This window comes from Campylobacter lari, assembly GCF_004357905.1.
GTDB lineage: Bacteria > Campylobacterota > Campylobacteria > Campylobacterales > Campylobacteraceae > Campylobacter_D > Campylobacter_D lari_D.
In genome coordinates, this window is record NZ_SMTT01000003.1 from 135,350 (window position 1) to 154,021 (window position 18,672).

The 18,672-nt window shown below is 30.2% G+C and carries 21 protein-coding genes; 12 read left to right on the forward strand and 9 right to left on the reverse strand.

Going from position 1 to position 18,672, the window contains the following annotated elements:
* Window positions 1–118: 118 nt before the first annotated feature.
* Window positions 119–499, forward strand: a complete 381-nt coding sequence (locus E2O22_RS03875; RefSeq protein WP_087699453.1) for a YbgC/FadM family acyl-CoA thioesterase — start codon at window positions 119–121, stop codon at window positions 497–499.
* Here E2O22_RS03875 and E2O22_RS03880 read toward each other — a convergent pair.
* From E2O22_RS03880 to E2O22_RS03890, 3 genes are read right to left on the reverse strand one after another with little or no spacing between them, the layout of a single operon-like run.
* Complete coding sequence (locus E2O22_RS03880) at window positions 477–1,694, reverse strand: hypothetical protein (protein WP_133319310.1); 1,218 nt, start codon at window positions 1,692–1,694, stop codon at window positions 477–479. The genes E2O22_RS03875 and E2O22_RS03880 overlap by 23 nt on opposite strands.
* Window positions 1,691–2,302, reverse strand: coding sequence for a uracil-DNA glycosylase family protein (locus E2O22_RS07975; RefSeq protein WP_133319311.1), 612 nt, complete (start codon window positions 2,300–2,302; stop codon window positions 1,691–1,693). Before E2O22_RS07975 ends, E2O22_RS03880 begins: the two co-directional genes overlap by 4 nt.
* Entirely contained in the window at window positions 2,302–2,775 is a 474-nt protein-coding gene (locus E2O22_RS03890) for a GNAT family N-acetyltransferase (protein ID WP_243705642.1), read from the reverse strand. Before E2O22_RS03890 ends, E2O22_RS07975 begins: the two co-directional genes overlap by 1 nt.
* Before the next feature lie 141 nt (window positions 2,776–2,916).
* Between E2O22_RS03890 and rpmH the strand changes: the two genes are divergently transcribed.
* From rpmH to E2O22_RS03945, 11 genes are read left to right on the forward strand one after another with little or no spacing between them, the layout of a single operon-like run.
* Window positions 2,917–3,051, forward strand: coding sequence for a 50S ribosomal protein L34 (gene rpmH, locus E2O22_RS03895; protein ID WP_012661270.1), 135 nt, complete (start codon window positions 2,917–2,919; stop codon window positions 3,049–3,051).
* Window positions 3,048–3,374 (forward strand): ribonuclease P protein component, encoded by a 327-nt coding sequence (rnpA, locus tag E2O22_RS03900; RefSeq protein WP_207921000.1) that lies wholly within the window; start codon window positions 3,048–3,050, stop codon window positions 3,372–3,374. Before rpmH ends, rnpA begins: the two co-directional genes overlap by 4 nt.
* Complete coding sequence (gene yidD, locus E2O22_RS03905) at window positions 3,362–3,745, forward strand: membrane protein insertion efficiency factor YidD (protein WP_039664776.1); 384 nt, start codon at window positions 3,362–3,364, stop codon at window positions 3,743–3,745. The genes rnpA and yidD overlap by 13 nt, the downstream gene beginning before the upstream one ends.
* Window positions 3,709–5,292, forward strand: coding sequence for a membrane protein insertase YidC (yidC, locus tag E2O22_RS03910; RefSeq protein WP_133319313.1), 1,584 nt, complete (start codon window positions 3,709–3,711; stop codon window positions 5,290–5,292). Before yidD ends, yidC begins: the two co-directional genes overlap by 37 nt.
* Window positions 5,276–6,121: a Jag N-terminal domain-containing protein gene (locus E2O22_RS03915; RefSeq protein ID WP_133319314.1), complete on the forward strand. Its 846-nt coding sequence runs from the start codon at window positions 5,276–5,278 to the stop codon at window positions 6,119–6,121. Before yidC ends, E2O22_RS03915 begins: the two co-directional genes overlap by 17 nt.
* On the forward strand, window positions 6,118–7,446 hold the full coding sequence (gene mnmE / locus E2O22_RS03920) for a tRNA uridine-5-carboxymethylaminomethyl(34) synthesis GTPase MnmE (RefSeq protein ID WP_133319315.1): 1,329 nt from the start codon (window positions 6,118–6,120) through the stop codon (window positions 7,444–7,446). Before E2O22_RS03915 ends, mnmE begins: the two co-directional genes overlap by 4 nt.
* A gap of 13 nt (window positions 7,447–7,459) precedes the next feature.
* Window positions 7,460–9,637, forward strand: coding sequence for a phosphoribosylformylglycinamidine synthase subunit PurL (gene purL, locus E2O22_RS03925; RefSeq protein ID WP_133319316.1), 2,178 nt, complete (start codon window positions 7,460–7,462; stop codon window positions 9,635–9,637).
* A 2-nt stretch (window positions 9,638–9,639) separates the two neighbouring features.
* Window positions 9,640–10,407, forward strand: coding sequence for a DnaJ domain-containing protein (locus tag E2O22_RS03930; protein WP_133319317.1), 768 nt, complete (start codon window positions 9,640–9,642; stop codon window positions 10,405–10,407).
* On the forward strand, window positions 10,407–11,939 hold the full coding sequence (gene purH / locus E2O22_RS03935; RefSeq protein ID WP_133319318.1) for a bifunctional phosphoribosylaminoimidazolecarboxamide formyltransferase/IMP cyclohydrolase: 1,533 nt from the start codon (window positions 10,407–10,409) through the stop codon (window positions 11,937–11,939). Before E2O22_RS03930 ends, purH begins: the two co-directional genes overlap by 1 nt.
* Before the next feature lie 15 nt (window positions 11,940–11,954).
* A complete protein-coding gene (locus tag E2O22_RS03940) occupies window positions 11,955–13,547 on the forward strand; it encodes a methyl-accepting chemotaxis protein (RefSeq protein WP_133319319.1) in 1,593 nt (530 codons plus the stop codon).
* A 17-nt stretch (window positions 13,548–13,564) separates the two neighbouring features.
* The gene (locus E2O22_RS03945) at window positions 13,565–13,978 is read left to right on the forward strand and encodes an META domain-containing protein (protein ID WP_133319320.1); all 414 of its coding nucleotides are present in this window, start codon (window positions 13,565–13,567) and stop codon (window positions 13,976–13,978) included.
* Between the two features lie 10 nt (window positions 13,979–13,988).
* On the opposite strand, the gene pyrF is transcribed toward E2O22_RS03945, so the two are convergent.
* From pyrF to E2O22_RS03975, 6 genes are read right to left on the reverse strand one after another with little or no spacing between them, the layout of a single operon-like run.
* A complete protein-coding gene (pyrF, locus tag E2O22_RS03950) occupies window positions 13,989–14,672 on the reverse strand; it encodes an orotidine-5'-phosphate decarboxylase (protein WP_133319321.1) in 684 nt (227 codons plus the stop codon).
* Window positions 14,669–15,067: a transcription antitermination factor NusB gene (gene nusB, locus E2O22_RS03955; protein ID WP_133319322.1), complete on the reverse strand. Its 399-nt coding sequence runs from the start codon at window positions 15,065–15,067 to the stop codon at window positions 14,669–14,671. Before nusB ends, pyrF begins: the two co-directional genes overlap by 4 nt.
* A gap of 1 nt (window position 15,068) precedes the next feature.
* Window positions 15,069–15,539 carry a 6,7-dimethyl-8-ribityllumazine synthase gene (ribH, locus tag E2O22_RS03960; RefSeq protein ID WP_039628154.1) on the reverse strand — a complete coding sequence of 157 codons (471 nt, stop codon included), beginning with the start codon at window positions 15,537–15,539 and terminating at the stop codon, window positions 15,069–15,071.
* 12 nt (window positions 15,540–15,551) lie between these two features.
* On the reverse strand, window positions 15,552–16,355 hold the full coding sequence (gene kdsA, locus E2O22_RS03965; RefSeq protein WP_133319323.1) for a 3-deoxy-8-phosphooctulonate synthase: 804 nt from the start codon (window positions 16,353–16,355) through the stop codon (window positions 15,552–15,554).
* Between the two features lie 19 nt (window positions 16,356–16,374).
* Window positions 16,375–17,736 (reverse strand): uracil-xanthine permease family protein, encoded by a 1,362-nt coding sequence (locus E2O22_RS03970; protein ID WP_133319324.1) that lies wholly within the window; start codon window positions 17,734–17,736, stop codon window positions 16,375–16,377.
* Window positions 17,726–18,658: a DMT family transporter gene (locus E2O22_RS03975; RefSeq protein ID WP_133319325.1), complete on the reverse strand. Its 933-nt coding sequence runs from the start codon at window positions 18,656–18,658 to the stop codon at window positions 17,726–17,728. The genes E2O22_RS03970 and E2O22_RS03975 overlap by 11 nt, the downstream gene beginning before the upstream one ends.
* Between the last annotated feature and the right edge of the window lie 14 nt (window positions 18,659–18,672).

Genomic DNA, 18,672 nt, shown 5'->3' on the forward strand with positions numbered 1-18,672 from the left:
GAATATTTTATGCTTTTCTTATGACATTTTAAGTAGAATTTCAACAAATTTATCAATAAAAAAAGTTGATTGTAAGCGATATTTTCCGATCAATATATAATAAAATAAAAGGTCTAAAATGCAAATACGAATTTATTATGAAGATACCGATGCAGGTGGAGTGGTATACCATAGCAACTACTTAAAATTTTGCGAAAGAGCAAGAAGTGAGATATTTTTTCAAAAAAATGCAAAAATTTTTGATAAAAATACAGGACATTTTCTACTTACAAAAGCAAATTGTAACTTTTTAAAACCCGCTAAACTTGGAGATCTTATAGAAGTAAAAACATTTATCACAAAGCTTAAAAAAGCCTCAGTTTGTATAAAACAAGAGATTTATAAAGAAAATACCAAGCTTTTTGAAGCTGAATTTACCCTAGCTTTTTTAAAAAATGAAAAAGTAGCCCCTATAGATGAGACTATAACTAAGGTTTTTACTGATCTTGCAAAGGAGTAAAACCTAAGCCTTGCGAGCGAATGATTTTAACCTTATAGTCAAATTGATTATCATTTAAACCCTCATCAAAAATTCTTTGAGAATCTTTATCTAAAAACTGCGTATAAAAATAATCAAGGCCCACGCTAGTTGCATAAGCTATCCAGTTGTAATTAATATTTTGCGAAAAAAGCTCATTAAGATAGCTTAGAGTTTGATCCTCATTAGAAATGGAATTTGCTAGCAAAAGTTTTTTTCTATCATTAATTTGCGTTAAACTTAGCAAAATAGGATTATAATTAATCTGGGTTGATAATAATACAAAAGGCTCTATATCATAAGTTCTTATTTGTGAGCTTATGAGTGCTGTTTTAATCAAAGAAGTATTTAAAATAATACTAGAATCTTGAAAACTTCTATTTTGATTTAAAATACTTCTAAAATCAAATTTAGAACTATTAATAGTATAAATTTTCTCACTACCATTACCTGCGTTTAAAACATTCTCATCTAAGCGATTTGCCAAAGGTGTTCCATCTGAAAAAATAATATTTTTACCATTGGAGTATTCCAAAAGTTTTTGGATTTGTTTTTGATAATCTATACTTCCAAAATACACATTTTCATTTTGCGTATCAAAATTTCTTTTGTGTGCAGTAGGAATAAAAACTTTTACATTAGAATCAAGGCTTTCTTTTAATAAATTTTTCACACCTTTATCTGTAAAACCTGCGATAATATAATTAAATTTCTCATCTTGAGCTTGTTTAAAAGCTTTAGTTATCTTGCTCTCATCTTCTGTACCTATTAAAAACACCTTTACTTTTATTTGCGCTCTTTGTCTTAATAAATACGCTATGCTTGAATTTATAATAGTATTAGAATAACTTTTAATCGTTTGCTCAGGTATAATAATAGCTAGTTTTATGCTAGCATTTTTTTGAATTCTTTTTTCAAAATCTATAATAGAATTTAAAAGTTTGGTATAGATATTGACTAAAAGCTCATTTGCATTATCATTATTAAATCTTGATAAAAAATTAAAATAAAGTCCTGTTTCTAACAAAGTAAATAAACAATCATTATCACAATTTTGAAATTCTAAATTAGGATAAAAAGACTCACTAGGTTCTATAGGTGATGGTTTTTGCTCTTTCGCAAAGACATTTAAAGTTAAAACAAAACTCATCATCAAACAAACTAAACTTTTTCTCATAAATAACCTTTTATTTTTTTAATATCTTCTATAAATTCAGCATAAAAGCTAGGATTTTTACTCAAAAAATTCAAATCATAACTTGGCAAAAGTAAGGCATTATTATAATACATACATTGTCCTTTATATTTTTGAAAATTCTCAAAACCCAAACTTGCAAAAGCTTCTTGACCAAGACATAAAATAATCTTTGCTTTTATAAAATCAAGCTCATTATAAAAATACGGCAAGCATAATTTTAATGCTTGATCGTCTATTTTAAAATTACTAAAACATTTAAACATATAAGAAAAATATATCTCATCATCTTTTAAATTTAAAAGCTCCTTGCATAATTTCAAAAGTTCTTGTTTATTTTTAGAAGCAAAAAACTTTCCACTTTCATTCTCTTCCTTGTCAATAAAGGCCTGATAAATCAAAATTTTAGCATTTTTGGCTTCTTTTTCCATTAAACTATGCTTTCTTAGTCTAGAAAAATGACAAAGATTGCAAGTTTTTACCCTTTCGTTTAATTCTTTAAAACTTAAATTAAAATGCCTAATTTGTTTTTGCTCGTTAAAATATTCATAACCAAAAGCTTTTAAATAATACAAATTACGCTTATTCATTACATCAATACTTCTAAATTTTCACCCTCTAAACGATAAGTTCTCCACTCATTCATATGCTTTGCATTTAATTTAGTATAAAACTCAATCCCTAAATCATTATCGTTCAAACATACCCATTCTAATCTTTTAAGATTTTTTTCTTTACAAATTTGTGCTAAATATTTAAAAACAGCTTTTGCATAGCCTTTTTTTCTATATTTTGCTTGAATATAAATATCTTCTAGATATAACCCACCTAAACCCCAAAAAGACGAAAAAGTAAAATAATACATTGCATAACCTATGATTTTACCATCAACTTTTAAACTTAAAGCCTTAGCATATTTATTTTCAAAAAAAGATTCTTCAAGTTCTTTAGTTGTGCATTTTACATCTTCAAGCATATTTTCATGGATAGCAAGCTCTTTAATTAATTCTAAAATTTTTTCTAAATCTTCTTTTTTACTCTCACAAATTTCAAAACTCATGATTTTTCCTTAAAATACATAAAAATAAAACAAAAATTTAGCAAAAACTTTTAAAATAACTCTTAATTAAAAGCAGATTTAAGTAAGATTTTGATAAAATACACGCTTATTATTTTGTTTTTTATTTTAAGTTAAGGAAAGAATATGAAAAGAACATATCAACCACACAAAACTCCTAAAAAAAGAACTCATGGCTTCCGCGTGCGTATGAAAAGCAAAAATGGTCGTAAGGTGATCAATGCTAGACGCGCTAAAGGTAGAAAAAGATTAGCGGTATAAAAGATTTTCTAAGTATTAACGACTTAGGAGAGTTTGCAACAATTTATAAAGAAGGTAAAAAGTGGCACTGTGAAGGTGTAATCATCTTTTATACTTTAAGTAAAGAAAAAAAATTTGCTGTTGTTGCTAGTAAAAAAGTTGGAAAAGCTGTCGTTAGAAATAGAGCCAAAAGGCTCTTAAGATCAGCTTTTTTTCAGGTTAAAAATCAAGTCGAAAACGGGAAATACATACTTGTAGCTAAGACAAGTATTACTAAAATTCCTTTTTTAAAATTAGAAAAAAACTTGAAATGGGGTTTGAAAAAAATAGGATGTATAAAATAGCTTGTTTAAAACTTATTAGATTTTACCAGCTCTTTATCAGCCCTTTTAAGCCACAATGCTGCAGGTATTATCCAAGTTGTTCTGAATATGCCTTATGGCAATTTAAAAAAAATAATATTTTTAAAGCATTTGGTGCAGTTTTTTTAAGAATTTTAAAATGCAATCCGTTTTTTAAAGGTGGTATTGATTATCCTAAAATACGCAAGAATACTCTAAACTCAGGTGTATGTTTTAAACCTAGTTTTAATGCTTTAAAACAACTCAATTATTTTTATATCCCTTGCAATGATAATCAATTTTTTTTAATTAAGATTATATTTCCAAAGGACAATCCGTGTCAGAAAATTTATCCCAGCAAAAACGCATATTAATTGCCGTTGTATTATCATTTTTATTTTTTGTAGTTTATGATTATTTTTTTATCCCAAAAGCACCACAAAATGAGCAAAATATCACTCATATAGAACAAAACAATTCAGCTCCACAAACTACAACCGCAAATACAAATACACAAGCTCCAAAGACAGAACTTAGTGTTAATCAAAAAGAAGAAATAGCAGTTGTTAAAAGTGAGCATTTTGAAGCACATATTGACTCTTTAGGTAGAATAGCTAAATTTTATCTAAGCGATGAAAAATATAAAGATGAAAATGGTAAAAGCATTAATCTAGTAGATACTTCTTTATCACCTTTGCCACTAGAAATAAGATTTAGTGATGCAAAGATAAATCAAGAGGCATTCAATACAGTATATACAGCTAGTCAAAAAACTATCAATGTAAATGATGAAAATACAACATTAATTCTTACTCAAAATTTAAATGATCTAATAATAACTAAAAAAATCACTTTTCACAAATATGGAAATTATGATTTAGAAGTAAATCTAAGCAAAGATACAGCTTATTTTATCACTCCAGGTTATCGTCCAAATATAGCAGTTGATAGTTATACAGTACATGGAGTTTTAATCTTAGATAAAGATGATAAAATAACAATGTTAGAAGATGGTGATGTAGAAAATGATGAAAGTTTTTCTAATATAACCCTTATGGCAGCTTCAGATCGCTATTATAGTGCTTTCTTTTATAATTTCGAAAAACCTTTAAATGCAGTAGTTACTAAAGATAATCACGAAAATTCTATCGTTTTTGCAAGTGCAACTAACAATTTTAAAGCAACCGGATATATAGGTTCAAAAGAGCATGAAATTTTAAGAAGCATTCATGCAGATTTAGATGATGTGGTAGAATATGGTTGGTTTACTTTTATAGCTAAACCTATGTTTGAATTTTTAAATTTCTTACATGGTTATTTGGGTAATTGGGGTTGGGCTATCGTAGTGATGACTTTAATTGTGCGTATTATTCTTTTCCCACTTACTTACAAATCAATGATTTCTATGAATAAACTCAAAGATTTAGCACCAAAAATGAAAGAAATTAGAGAACGCTACAAAGGTGATCCACAAAAAATGAATTTACATATGATGGAACTTTATAAAAAACATGGTGCAAACCCAATGAGCGGATGTTTACCTATACTCATTCAAATTCCAATTTTCTTTGCAATTTATAGAGTTTTACTAAATGCCATAGAACTTAAAGCTGCACCTTGGGCTTTTTGGATTACAGATTTATCTGTGATGGATCCATGGTTTATTTTACCTATATTTATGGGTCTAACTATGTTTATCCAGCAACTTATTACACCAATGGCTATACAAGATCCTATGCAAGAAAAGATTATGAAATTCTTACCATTAATTTTTACTTTCTTTTTCTTAACATTCCCAGCAGGTTTAACTTTGTATTGGTGTGTAAATAATATATGCTCACTTATTCAACAAGTAATTGTTAATAAGCTTTTCAAAAACCACAAAAAAGAGGAAATAGCTAAACATGAACATAGAAGCTAAAGACTTACAAACTGCACTCATAGAAGCCTCAAAACAACTTGAGTGCTCTGTGATTGACTTAGAATATGAAGTTATTCAACATGCTAAAGCAGGATTTTTTGGCCTTTTTAAAAAAAATGCGATAATCTGTATTAAAGGACATAAAAAAACTCAAAAAGTCCATAATGAAAAACCTAAAAAAAATCAAAATGAAAAATTTAACAAATATTCTCAAAAAAATTTTGAAAAAAATGAATATAAAAAAGAATATAAAGAAAATTTTCAAAAACCAATTGAAAATATTGCTCAACCTAAAGAACATTATAAAGTAAAAAATGATGCTATTTTTGATTCTTTCCATAAGGAGTCTTCAGAAGAAAAAAACATTGTTTCTTATATAGATGAGATAAAAATTTCACTAGAAAATTTACTAGCAACTTTTGATTTTGATATTAAAGTTGTGCAAGTTAGTGTTTGGGATGAAACCTGTGTTTTAATTAAACTTGATGGAGAAGATGCAGCCTTACTTATAGGCAAAGAAGCTCACAGATATAAAGCTTTTTCATATTTACTTTATAATTGGCTTAACGCTAAATATAAAATTCAACCAAGACTAGAAATAGCGCAATTTTTGGAAAACCAAACCCAAGCTATTGATAGTTATTTAAAAATTCTCATAGAAAAAGTAGAGAACACTGGAAGAGTTCAAACAAAACCACTAGATGGAATTTGGCTAAAACTTGCTTTAGAAAAATTAAGAGAACGCTTTCCTGATAAGTATGTAGCTATCAAACAAAATGACGATCAAAGATATATCGTTGTGAATGATTTTTTGAAGAAAAATGAATGAATGACACGATAGCTGCTATTGCTACAGCTCACGGAGTGGGCTCTATAAGCATCATTAGAGTAAGTGGAAAAAAAGCTTTAGAACTTGCATTAAAAATTACCCACAAAAAAGAACTCACACCACGCTATGCGCACTTATGCAAACTTTATAAAAACAATAATGACTTTTTAGACGAGGCTTTAGTAATTTATTTTAAAGCACCCTACTCTTTTACAGGAGAAGATATTGTAGAATTTCAACTTCATGGCGGTTTTTCTTTGAGTGAAATTTTACTCGATGAGCTTGTTTTAGCAGGCGCGCGCCTTGCTAATCCTGGAGAATTTAGCAAAAGAGCTTGCTTAAATGGCAAAATGGATCTTTTAAAAGCTTTAAGCATACAAGATGCTATCATGTCAAAATCAACAAGTGCTGCAAATATCATAGCAAAAAATATTAAAGGTGATTTAAGTAAATTTTTAAACGCCATTCGAATAGACCTTGTTCAAACTCTTGCTTTTGTAGAAACTAGCATTGACTATGCAGATGATGATTTACCGCAAGATTTACTTGATCAAATCATTGCTATGTGTGAAAAAAATTCAAAACTTTTAAGCGATATAGTAGATATTTCCTTAAGTAAAAAAGGTCTTATAGATGGCTTTAAAGTTACTATTATAGGTAAGCCAAATGCCGGAAAAAGCTCATTGTTAAATTCGCTTTTAGCATTTAATAGAGCCATTGTTTCTGATATTGCAGGCACCACAAGAGATCGTATCGAGGAAAGTTTAAAAATAGGCTCACATTTAATTAAAATCATCGATACAGCAGGTATAAGAAACGCAGATGATGAGATAGAAAAAATCGGAGTTAACTTAAGTTATGAAAGCATTAAAGAAGCAGATATCATTATAGCTGTTTTTGACGGATCTAAAGAATTTGAAGAAGAAGATGAACGTATTTTACAAGCTTTAAAAGATTGTGATAAAAAAATCATTTATGTTTTAAATAAAAGCGATTTGGCTACCAAATTTAAACATGAAATTAGCACTTCTTGTATACGCATTTGCGCCCAAAAAAACACTCAAGCCATTAAGGAAAGTTTAAATGAATACTTAAATACTTTAGATGGCGATGGAATGCTAATTAGCAATACTTTAATACTCAATGCTTGTAAAAATGCTAGTGAAGCTATTTTGCGTGCAAGAGATTTATTAAAGGAAAGTTCTTTAGAACTTTTTGCTTTTGAATTAAATTTAGCCATAGGAGAAATAGCTCAATTTACCAAAAATTTTGAAAGAGATGAAATTTTAGATGCAATGTTTAGTAATTTTTGTTTAGGAAAATAAAAAGGAGATAATTATGGATAAAGATGTTATAAAACAACACAAAATTAGCGATAAGGAATATCAAGAAATTTTAAATATACTAGGTAGAGAACCTAATTTATTAGAACTTGGAGTGATTTCTGCAATGTGGAGTGAACATTGCTCATATAAATCAAGTAAAAAATACCTTAATGGCTTTCCAACTAAAGCTCCTTGGGTAATCCAAGGTCCTGGTGAAAACGCTGGAGTAATAGATATAGGCAAAGGAATGGCTGCTGTATTTAAAGTAGAAAGTCATAATCACCCAAGTTTTATAGAGCCATTTGCAGGTGCAGCTACTGGTGTGGGTGGAATTTTACGCGATGTTTTTACCATGGGCGCTAGAGTTGTTGCAGGTATGAATTCTTTAAAATTTGGTAATATCCATGATGAAAAAATAGGCAAACATCAAAAATATTTAGTTAAGGGTGTAGTAAGTGGAATTTCACACTATGGTAATTGTATGGGTGTTCCTACTATAGGTGGAGAATGTGCTTTTGATGAGTGCTTTAATGGAAATATCTTAGTTAATGCTTTTGCACTTGGAACTTGCAAAATCGAAGATATTTTTTATGCAAAGGCTGAAGGTATAGGAAATCCTGTAATTTATGTAGGCTCAAAAACCGGTCGTGATGGACTTGGTGGAGCTGTAATGGCAAGCGATAGTTTTAATGAATCTAGCAAAAGCTTAAGACCAACTGTTCAAATTGGTGATCCATTTGCTGAAAAATTATTAATGGAAGCTTGTTTGGAACTTTTCAAAACTGATTATATAGTTGGAATTCAAGATATGGGTGCAGCAGGACTTACTTCAAGCTCTTTTGAAATGGCAGGACGCAGTGGTAGCGGGATGAAACTTTACCTTGATAAAACTCCTATGAGAGAAGAAGGTATGACTCCTTATGAGTTAATGCTAAGTGAATCTCAAGAAAGAATGCTAATTTGTGCTAAAAAAGGCTATGAAGAAAAAGTTATTGAGATTTTTAATAAGTGGGGGCTTGATGCAGCCATTATAGGCGAAGTTACAGATACTGGCAAAATGGAATTATTTTGGCATGATGAATTAGTTGGTCTAATCCCTATTGAACCACTAAGCGAAAAAGCACCTATACTTGATAGACCTGTGGCTAAGCCAAAATACTTAGATGAAATAAAAAACTATCAATTTAAACTTAGCATTCCCACTCAAGAAGCCTTTGAAAAACTTCTTGCAAATGAAAATATCAGCAATAAAGCTTATATTTATGAGCAGTTTGACTCAAGCGTACAAACTAACACCTTAAAAAGCGATGGGGCTTTAGGAGCAAATAGTATTAGAATTAAAGAAAATAATTGCTTGCTTTCTATGGCCATTGAGTGCAACTCAAGATTAAACTATGTAAATCCAAAAATCGGTGCAGCAGCAGCCGTTGCAAGCGCAGGAAGAAAAATAGCATGCTCGGGAGCTAGACCTTTGGCAATTAGTGATTGTTTAAACTATGGCAACCCACAAAACCCTGAAGTAATGTGGCAATTTGCCCAAGGCTGTGAAGGTATTAAACTAGCTTGTAAAGAACTCAATACCCCTGTGGTAAGCGGAAATGTTTCTTTATATAATGAAACCGATGGAGTAAGTATTTTTCCAAGTCCAACCATAGCTTGCGTTGGTATTCACGAAAAAGCAGAAAATGTTTTAAAATCATACTTTAGTAAAGAAACGCAAGCTATTTATTTAATAGGAGAAAGTAAAGGTAGTTTTGGTGGATCTTTGATTGCTAAAGTACTAGATCAAAAAGTCGCAGGAGAGCTTGAAGATATAGATTTTAAAGCAGAATTAAAACTATGGGATTTCTTACTAAAAGCAAACGAAGCAAAGTTACTTGATTGTGCTAATAGCATAGGCATAGGTGGTCTTGCTATGACTTTAGCCAAAATGAGCGCAAAGGCGAATTTAGGTGTAAATGTAAAAACAAATTTTGAAAACAGAAGTTTTATTTTTGAAGAAAGTCCAACTAGAGTTGTAATTGGTGTTAAAAATGAAGAAAATTTTATTGAATTTGCAAACAAAATGAAAATTAATTTTGCAAAACTTGGAATTTTAAATGAAAAAGATTTCGTTTTAGATGATATTAAGATATCTTTAGTAAAACTACAAAAAATTTATTTTGATAAATTTAAAGAATATTTAGGATAGAAATGCTTTTTGTTTTATTAGTATTAGCAATTCTTGCATTTTATTGGTATTATAAAACTTGGGGTAAAGATGATCTTTTAGGCTCTTTCAAAAAAGGAGCTAAAAGCTTCTCTCAAGGCTTTAAACAAGGCTATCATGAAGAAAGGATTGATGGCTTTAAAAGGAGATTAAACTATTATGTTATAGCGCTTTTAGCAAAAATAGCAAAAAGTGATGGTAGAGTTAGCGAGAATGAAGCAAACATGATCTCACAAATTCTTGATTATAATGCTAAAGATAAAAAAGAAAGAGATTTTTTAAAACAATGTTTTAATGAACATAAAAACACTTTAAATGATACTTTTGATATAGCCAAAGAGTTTATCAAAGAAGTGCCTTTACCACAACAAGAAAGAATTAATATTTTAAATGTCTTAGTAGCAATGGCTTTGATTGATGGAGAACTTAACAATACCAAAAAAGATGTCTTAAGAGCTATCATTAGAGCTTTTGAACTTGATGTAAATATACTTGAAAAACTTTTAAACTCTATGCAAACACAAAATACAGGTATGAATTTACAAAAGGCTTGTGAAATTTTAGGCTTAAATGAAAATGCAAACTTACAAGAGCTTAAAAAACGCTATAGAGAACTTGCCAAAAAATACCACCCTGATATTTTAAACGCAAACAATAGTGATGAAGAAAAAATCAAAGAAGGTGTTAAAAAATTTCAAGAAATTAATGAATCATATGAATTTTTAAAACAATATATAGAAAGGAAAAATTAATGAAAGCACTAATTAGTGTGAGTGATAAAGAAGGTGTTGTAGAATTTGCTAGCGAACTTACTAAATTAGGTTATGAGCTTTTATCCACCGGAGGTACTTATAAGCTTTTAAAAGAAAATAATTTACAAGTACAAGAAGTTAGTGAATTTACTCAAAGCCCTGAAATGTTTGAAGGGCGTGTTAAAACATTGCACCCAAAAATTCATGGTGGAATTTTATACAAAAGAGAAAATGAAGATCATCAAAAACAAGCCAAAGATTACAACATCGAAAGTATAGACTTGCTTTGTGTGAATTTATATCCTTTCAAAAAAACTACAATTTTAACCCAAGATTTTGATGAGATTGTAGAAAATATCGACATTGGTGGTCCTGCTATGATACGCAGTGGTGCAAAAAACTTTAAAAATGTCATTGTCGTTTGTGATATTTTAGACTATGATAAAATCATACAAGCTTTAAAAGATAATACCTTAGATCTTGATTTTAGAAGAGCATTGATGATCAAAGCTTATGAGCATACAGCAAATTATGATGCTTACATAGCAAATTATATGAATGAGCGTTTTAATGGTGGCTTTGGTGCAAGTAAATTTATCGTAGGTCAAAAAGTGTTTGACACAAGATATGGAGAAAACCCTCATCAAAAAGGTGCTTTATATGAATTTGATGACTTTTTCACACACAATTTTACAACCTTAAAAGGTGAAGCAAGTTTTAACAATCTAACCGATATTAACGCGGCTTTAAATTTAGCAAGTGCTTTTGATAAAGCTCCGGCAGTAGCCATTGTAAAACATGCAAATGCTTGCGGATTTGCCATAAAAGAAAACTTACTCCAAAGCTATATCCATGCTCTTAAATGCGATACCTTAAGTGCTTATGGTGGGGTTGTTGCTATCAATGGAACTTTAGATAAAGAATTAGCGCAAAAAATCAATGAAATTTATATAGAAGTTATTATTGCAGCAAATGTAGACGATGATGCTTTGGAAGTTTTTAAAGATAAAAAGCGTATTAAAATCTTTACACAAAAAGCGCCATTTTTAACTAGAGCTTATGATAAATATGATTTTAAGCACATAGATGGTGGTTTTGTATATCAAGATAGTGATGAAGTTAAAGAAGATGAATTAAAAAATGCGATTTTAAAAAGCGAAAGAAAAGCTAATGAACAAGAATTAAAAGATCTTGAAATAGCTATGAAAATTGCTGCATTTACTAAATCAAACAATGTAGTTTATGTAAAAAATGGAGCTATGGTAGCCATTGGTATGGGTATGACAAGTCGTATCGATGCAGCTAAAGCAGCTATTAATAAAGCCAAGGAAATGGGGCTTGATCTAAATGGTTGTGTTTTAGCAAGCGAAGCTTTCTTTCCATTTAGAGATAGTATAGATGAGGCTAGCAAAATAGGAGTAAAAGCCATCATTGAACCGGGTGGAAGCATAAGAGATGAGGATATCATCCAAGCTGCTAATGAGTATGGTATCGCATTATACTTTAGCGGCATAAGACACTTTTTACACTAATAAAAGGAGTTTTAAATGTTTAAGAGCATAGGTGCAAAAATATCTTTAGCAATGATTTCTACATTGCTAATTAGTTTTATTATCATGCAGATTATCTTACAAAAAGATTCTCAACAAACTACAGATAGAATCAGCCGTGCACATTTAGATACTTTAAGTACTTCTGTTTTTCAAACATTAAGAATGGCAATGAATTTGGGCGATCCTGCTATTATAGAACAAGCTATAAAAGATGCTGGTGAAATAGAAGGTATAAAAGATATTAAAATTTATCCTTCAAAAAGCACAGTTGAGCTCTTTGAAATACAACATTTTACAAAAAGTGATGAGAGTATTATCAACGAGCAATTTAACAAGCCAGAAATTAAAGCCGTTGAAATCAATAACGAACAAGGACATTATCTAAGACTTATACGCCCACTTATCGCCAATAAAGGTTGTCTTGCTTGTCATGCTAATGCTAAAGAAGGTGATGTTTTGGGTGTTATGGATATGTACAATGATTTAAAACATGTAGATGATGATTTGGCAAGTTCAGCTAGAACCTATATTATAATCTTTAGTGTTGCTTTACTTTTTACCGTTTTTGCTGTACTTTATATTTTAAAAATAGTTGTAGGTAATCCTGTTTTAGATCTTTTAAAACATGCCAAAGAACTAGCTAGCGGCGATGGAGATTTACGCGCAAGAATTAATATAAAAAGCACCGATGAAATAGGTAAAGCTTGCACCTACATCAACCAATTTATTGAAAAAATTCAAAATACAGTGATTTCTACTAATAAAAATTCTCAAATGGTAGATAAACAATCTAAACTTTTAAATGCTAATGCACTTGATCTAGCAAATAGAACTAAAGAAGGTCATACAAAAACTGATGAATCTTATCATTTAAGTGAGCAAATTCATACAGAATTACAAGATCTTGCTGAACTTTCAAATAACGCAAATAAAGCCAATACAAAATCTTTTGAAGTTTTAAACACTATGCTTGACTCATTAAATCAAGTAGTAGATAAGGTAAAAGTTGTAGCTGAAAATGAAGATATATTATCTCAAAAAGTAGAAGTTATGGAAAAACAAGCAGAAGAGATTAAAAAAGCTTCTGACATGATGGGAGAAATTGCTGATAAAACCAATCTATTATCTTTAAATGCAGGTATTGAAGCTGCGCGTGCTGGAGAATTTGGTCGTGGCTTTTCAGTTATTGCTGAAGATGTAAGAAATCTTGCTCAAAATTCAGAAGAATTTTTAAAAAATATTGCCATCGTAACCAAACAATTGGTAGATAGTATCAATGAAGTTTCCAAAGAGTTAAAACACAATGCTAACGAAATTAACTCTTTAAATCAAGATGCAAAAGAACTTGTAGAAGGAACCAATGAAGTAAAAGTTTGCAATGAAAATGCAAGAGATTTAGCAAATGCTTGCATGCAAAAAATTTCAAGCACACAAGAAACTTTGCAATCTTTGCTTGATAAAATGCAAGAAACGGTAAAATTAAGTGATAAAAATGAAGAAATTTCAAAAATTTTATTAGATGTTGCTCATGAGTTAAATATAGTTTGTCAAAATTTAGAGGATGAATTAAAACATTTTCATGTATAAATCAAAGGAGTATAAAAATGAAAAAAATAATCACATTAAGTATAGCGAGCTTAGCTATTTTTAGTGGGTGTTCTGTGGCAAATTTAAGTGTTGATGATTTACAAAATAAAGAATTTACTATAAGTTCTTATGAAGCTAATGGAAAAAATCATGAACTTCCTCAAAATACTAAAGCAAGCATTAGTTTTGATAATAAAGATAAAAGAGTTTTTGGTGTATCAGGATGTAATAGATTTTTTGGAAACTATAAAGATCAAGGAAGTAGTATCAAAATAGAAGATAATCTTGCTTCGACAAAAATGCTTTGCGATCAAGAATCTATGAAATTTGAAAACGACTTCTTAAGATATTTTAATGGAGAATTTCAAATTATTAGTGATGATGATGGAATTATTTTAGAAAATAAGAAAATGAAAATTTATTTAAAATAAGCCTCTAGGCTTATTTTAAATGCTCTAATATATTCTCACAAACCATTCTAGGTTCTTTTGCCTTATAAATAGGTCTTCCAACCACGATAAAATCTGACAGATTATCCTTAGCACACTGTATATCAGCTACTCTTTTTTGATCATCTAAATTTTCTTTAAAAGGACGAATTCCAGGAGTTAGTGTAATAAAATTTGTATTTGTATTTTCTTTAATCAATAAGCTCTCATATACCGAACAAACCATACCATCAAGACCGCTTTCATAGCTAATTTTAGAAAATTCCTTAACGGCTTGTTTGATATTTTGTCTATATATACTAAAAAATTCTTGCTCATCAAAACTAGTTAAAGCAGATACAGCAAGCACCAAAGGTCTTTTACTCAAAACACTTAAACGCTCCATAATCATACACATAGCACTTTTACCTGCACTTGCGTGGATATTAAACATATCCACATCAAGTTTAGCAAGCTCTTCGCAAGCATCTGCCATGGTATTTGGTATATCATAAAGCTTTAAATCTAAAAAGATTTTAAAATCATCCACTTTTTTAATCGCCTCTAAAAGCTTTACCCCATCTCTTAAATATGATCTAAGCCCTATTTTAACCCAAAGATCTAAACCTTTTAATTCTTTAGCCAAACTAATACACTCATCATAACTTGACACATCAAAAGCCACACAAAGTTTCATTGCTTTTCCTTGTTAATTTTATCCAACACCCCGTTGATAAATTTAGGAGCATTATCTCCTGCCATTTCTTTTGCAAGCTCTATAGCCTCATTAATGATAATCGCTTTTTGTGTAGAAGTAAATAAAATCTCATAAGTACCCAAACGCAAAATGGCCTTTTCTATACTAGCTACTCCATCTAATTTGTGCTCTTTCAAACACTCATTGATTTTCTCATCAAGCAAAGTAAGTTGCTCATTGATACCATTATATAAATCTAGAGTGAATTTTCTTTGGTCATTGCGAATTTTTTTCTCATCCAAAAATTCATTGATAAAATCTTTATTTTCTTGATTTAACTGTGCTGCATAAAGCAAAGAAACTATACTTTGTCTTACTTGGTGTCTAGTAGCCATTTTAAGCCTTAATTTTTTGGATTAAATTAAGCATTTCAACTACAGTAAGCATAGCTTCAAAACCCTTATTACCTGCTTTACTACCTGCTCTTTCTATGGCTTGCTCTAAAGTATCAGTTGTTAAAACTCCAAAACTTACAGGTATATTGGTTCCAAGCCCTACACTTGCTATACCTTTAGTAGTTTCAGCTGCTACATAATCAAAATGTGGTGTACTTCCACGAATTACTGCTCCAACACAACAAATTCCATCAAATTTTTTACTCTCACAAGCTTGTTTTAATGCAAAAGGAATTTCAAAAGCACCTGGCACTAAGATAAGACTTAAGTTTTCTTCCTTGCCCCCATGTCTTAAAAAAGCATCTTTAGCACCTTCAACTAAACGATCTGTGATGATATGATTAAATCTTGCATTGATAATCGCAATTTTCTCATCACCTTTTAAACTTAAATTTCCCTCTATTATCTTCATAATTTTCCTTTTCTAAATGATTTCTTGAATTTTTAAAAGCGTATTTACGCAGTTTTTAAGTCTTGAAAGATCAAGCATATTTGGTCCATCACATAAAGCTTTGCAAGGATCAATGTGCGTTTCAAAGAAAAATCCATCTACACCAACACTAGCAGCAGCTCTTGCTAATGGCTCTACAAATTCACTTTTGCCTCCACTACTTCCACCGTTTGCTCCTGGCATTTGCACACTATGAGTAGCATCAAAAATAACTGGAGCATATTTTCTCATGATAACCAAACTTCTCATATCTACGACCAAATTTCCATAACCAAAACTCGAACCTCTCTCAGCTACAAAAACTCCATTTTCTTTGGCTATTTCAAAACCTTCTTCATCAATGCCTCTAGTTTGTAAAATTTTAGCTACACTGTATTTAATATCTTCAGGATTTAAAAATTGCCCTTTTTTTACATTTACCTTGGCTTTTGTTTTAGCAGCAGCTACTAATAAATCAGTTTGCCTGCATAAAAAGGCAGGAATTTGTAAAACATCTACAACCTCAGCCGCAACACTCGCTTGAGAACTCTCATGAATATCAGTAAGAATTTGCATGCCAAATTTATCTTTCACTTTTTGCAAAATTTCCAAGCCTTTTTCAAGACCTGGCCCTCTAAAACTATTAATACTAGTTCTATTTGCTTTATCAAAACTTGATTTAAAATAAAAATCAATTCTACCATCTTTTAAAAAGCATTCAAGCTCTTGTGCAACTTTAAAAACAAGTTCTTCATTTTCTATTACACAAGGACCTGTTATTAGTATCATTTTTTTCATTATTTTTCCTTATTTTTTATTATTTTACTTTATTTTTTTCATTTTCTTCAAGCGGAAAAATGCAATTTAAGATAATAGCCGTAATCCCACCTGCTGCAATCCCTGAAGAAAATAAAGTTTTAAACCACATTGGCATAAATTCTAAAATATCAGGATTATTAGAAACTCCAAGCCCTATACCCAAACTCATAGCTATGATGATAATAGAACGACGATTTAAATTTTCCTTAGAAATAATCCTAACTCCCGTTGCAGCTATAGTACCAAACATTACTAAAGTTGCTCCTCCTAAAATAGGTTCTGGAATTTGCAAAGTAATATCAGCCACAATAGGAAACAAACCCAAAATCATCAACATAAAAGCTACAATAAATCCAACATATCGACTTGCAACACCTGTTAAAGCTATAACGCCATTATTTTGCCCAAAACATGAATTTGGAAAAGTATTAAAAAAGGCTGAAACAAAGGAATTAAAACCATTAGCCAAAACCCCGCCTTTTAATCTTTTTGCATAAAGTTCGCCTTTAACTGGCTGATTTGAAACTTCACTAGTAGCACTAATATCGCCGATAGTTTCTAAAGAAGTTACCATAAAAACTAAAATCAAAGGTAAAATAAGATTATAATCAATACTCAAACCATAATGTAAAGGATCGGGTAAAAACACTAAAGGTAAATTTTCATTAAAATTAAAACTAAAATTTTCAAAAGTCATAGCTACTAAAAGTCCTATTATCATAGCTATAAATAAAGAAGAAATTCTTATATAGGCATTATTAAAACGATTTAAAACAATAATACTTAAAATCACAACTCCGGCTAATAATAAATTTTGTAATGAGCCAAACTCACCACTTGCCTTAGCCGCAAATCCACCTCCTGCACTCACAAGGCCAACATTAATCAAACTAAGACCTATAATCATCACAACTATACCTGAAACCAAAGGCGAAATCACTCTTCTAATAAAAGGTAAAATTTGAGAAATAATCATTTCAGTAGTAGAACAAAGCATTAAAGTGCCAAAAATGGCTCCAAGCATTGCTTCTTGCGATAAACCATTATTTTTTAAAACAAGCCCACCTAAAATAATAGGTGCAACAAAATTAAAACTAGTCCCTTGAATAGATAAAAGTCCACTCCCTATAGGACCCCAAGTTTTAATCTGCAAAAGCGAAGCAACGCCTGAAGCAAAAAGCGACATACAAATAATTCTAGCCGTATTAGTATCATCTATCCCAAGTCCTTTGCAAATTAATAAAGCAGGTGTAATCACAGCAACAAACATAGCCATTAAATGCACTAATGCAGCAAAAAATGCCTTAGCAAAAGGTGGTCTATCTTCTAAACCATAAATTAAATCTGTTTTATTTTCCATTTTTCTTTCCTTTTGTTTGCTTACTAACCAAAATAATTCCTCCTAAAATAATGCTAAAAATTCCTATAAAAACCATTAAGCTAGGAAATTCATCTCCTAATAATATGCCCAAAAATAAAGTAAAAACTACATCTATATAGCTAACCCCCGCAACAACTCCTGCCTTTTTTGCTACTCCATAAGCTTTAGTAACATGAATTTGATACATTGCTCCAAAAATTCCCATCAAAACAATAAAAATCCAAGCTTTAAGACTAGGCATAACAAAAGGAGCAATTAAAAAATCAAGCTCTTTTATTTCATAAAAAGAACCTACAATCATAGACATTAAAGGCATCAAAGTACCAATTAAAACAAAAGATAAAGCTATAAATGGCGCTGGGTATGATTTTCTAAGCTCTCTTACGCTAGTTAGCGCCAAGGCTGCACAAAAACCGCTTAAAATTCCTAAAATACTATTTTTTAAATCAAAACCTGAATGCGTAGTGCTATCTGCAAAAGGCTGACAGATTAATAATACTCCTATAAAAGCAATCAAAATCCCAAAACAAGCTTTTAATCCCAAACTTTCTTTAAAAAACAAAAAAGCAATCAAAGCTATAAAAATAGGCGCTGTTTTTTGAAAAGCAAAAGCCCCACCTAATGAAATATTAGAAACATTATAAAAGAAAAGATATAAAGCGATCGTTCCTATAATACCTCTAAAAATAAGCAGTCCAAGATGTCCGCCACTTTTATGAAAATTTAATTTTGAAAGCGCATAAAGCATAAAAGCTGTGCCTATAATATTTCTAAAAAACATAATTTCAATCGATGATAATTCTTCACTAAGAATTTTTGCACAAGCACCTACAAATGCAAATTCTATAGAAGCAATAATCATAAAATATATACCTAAATTCTTTTTAACTATTCTTAACATATAAATTCCATATA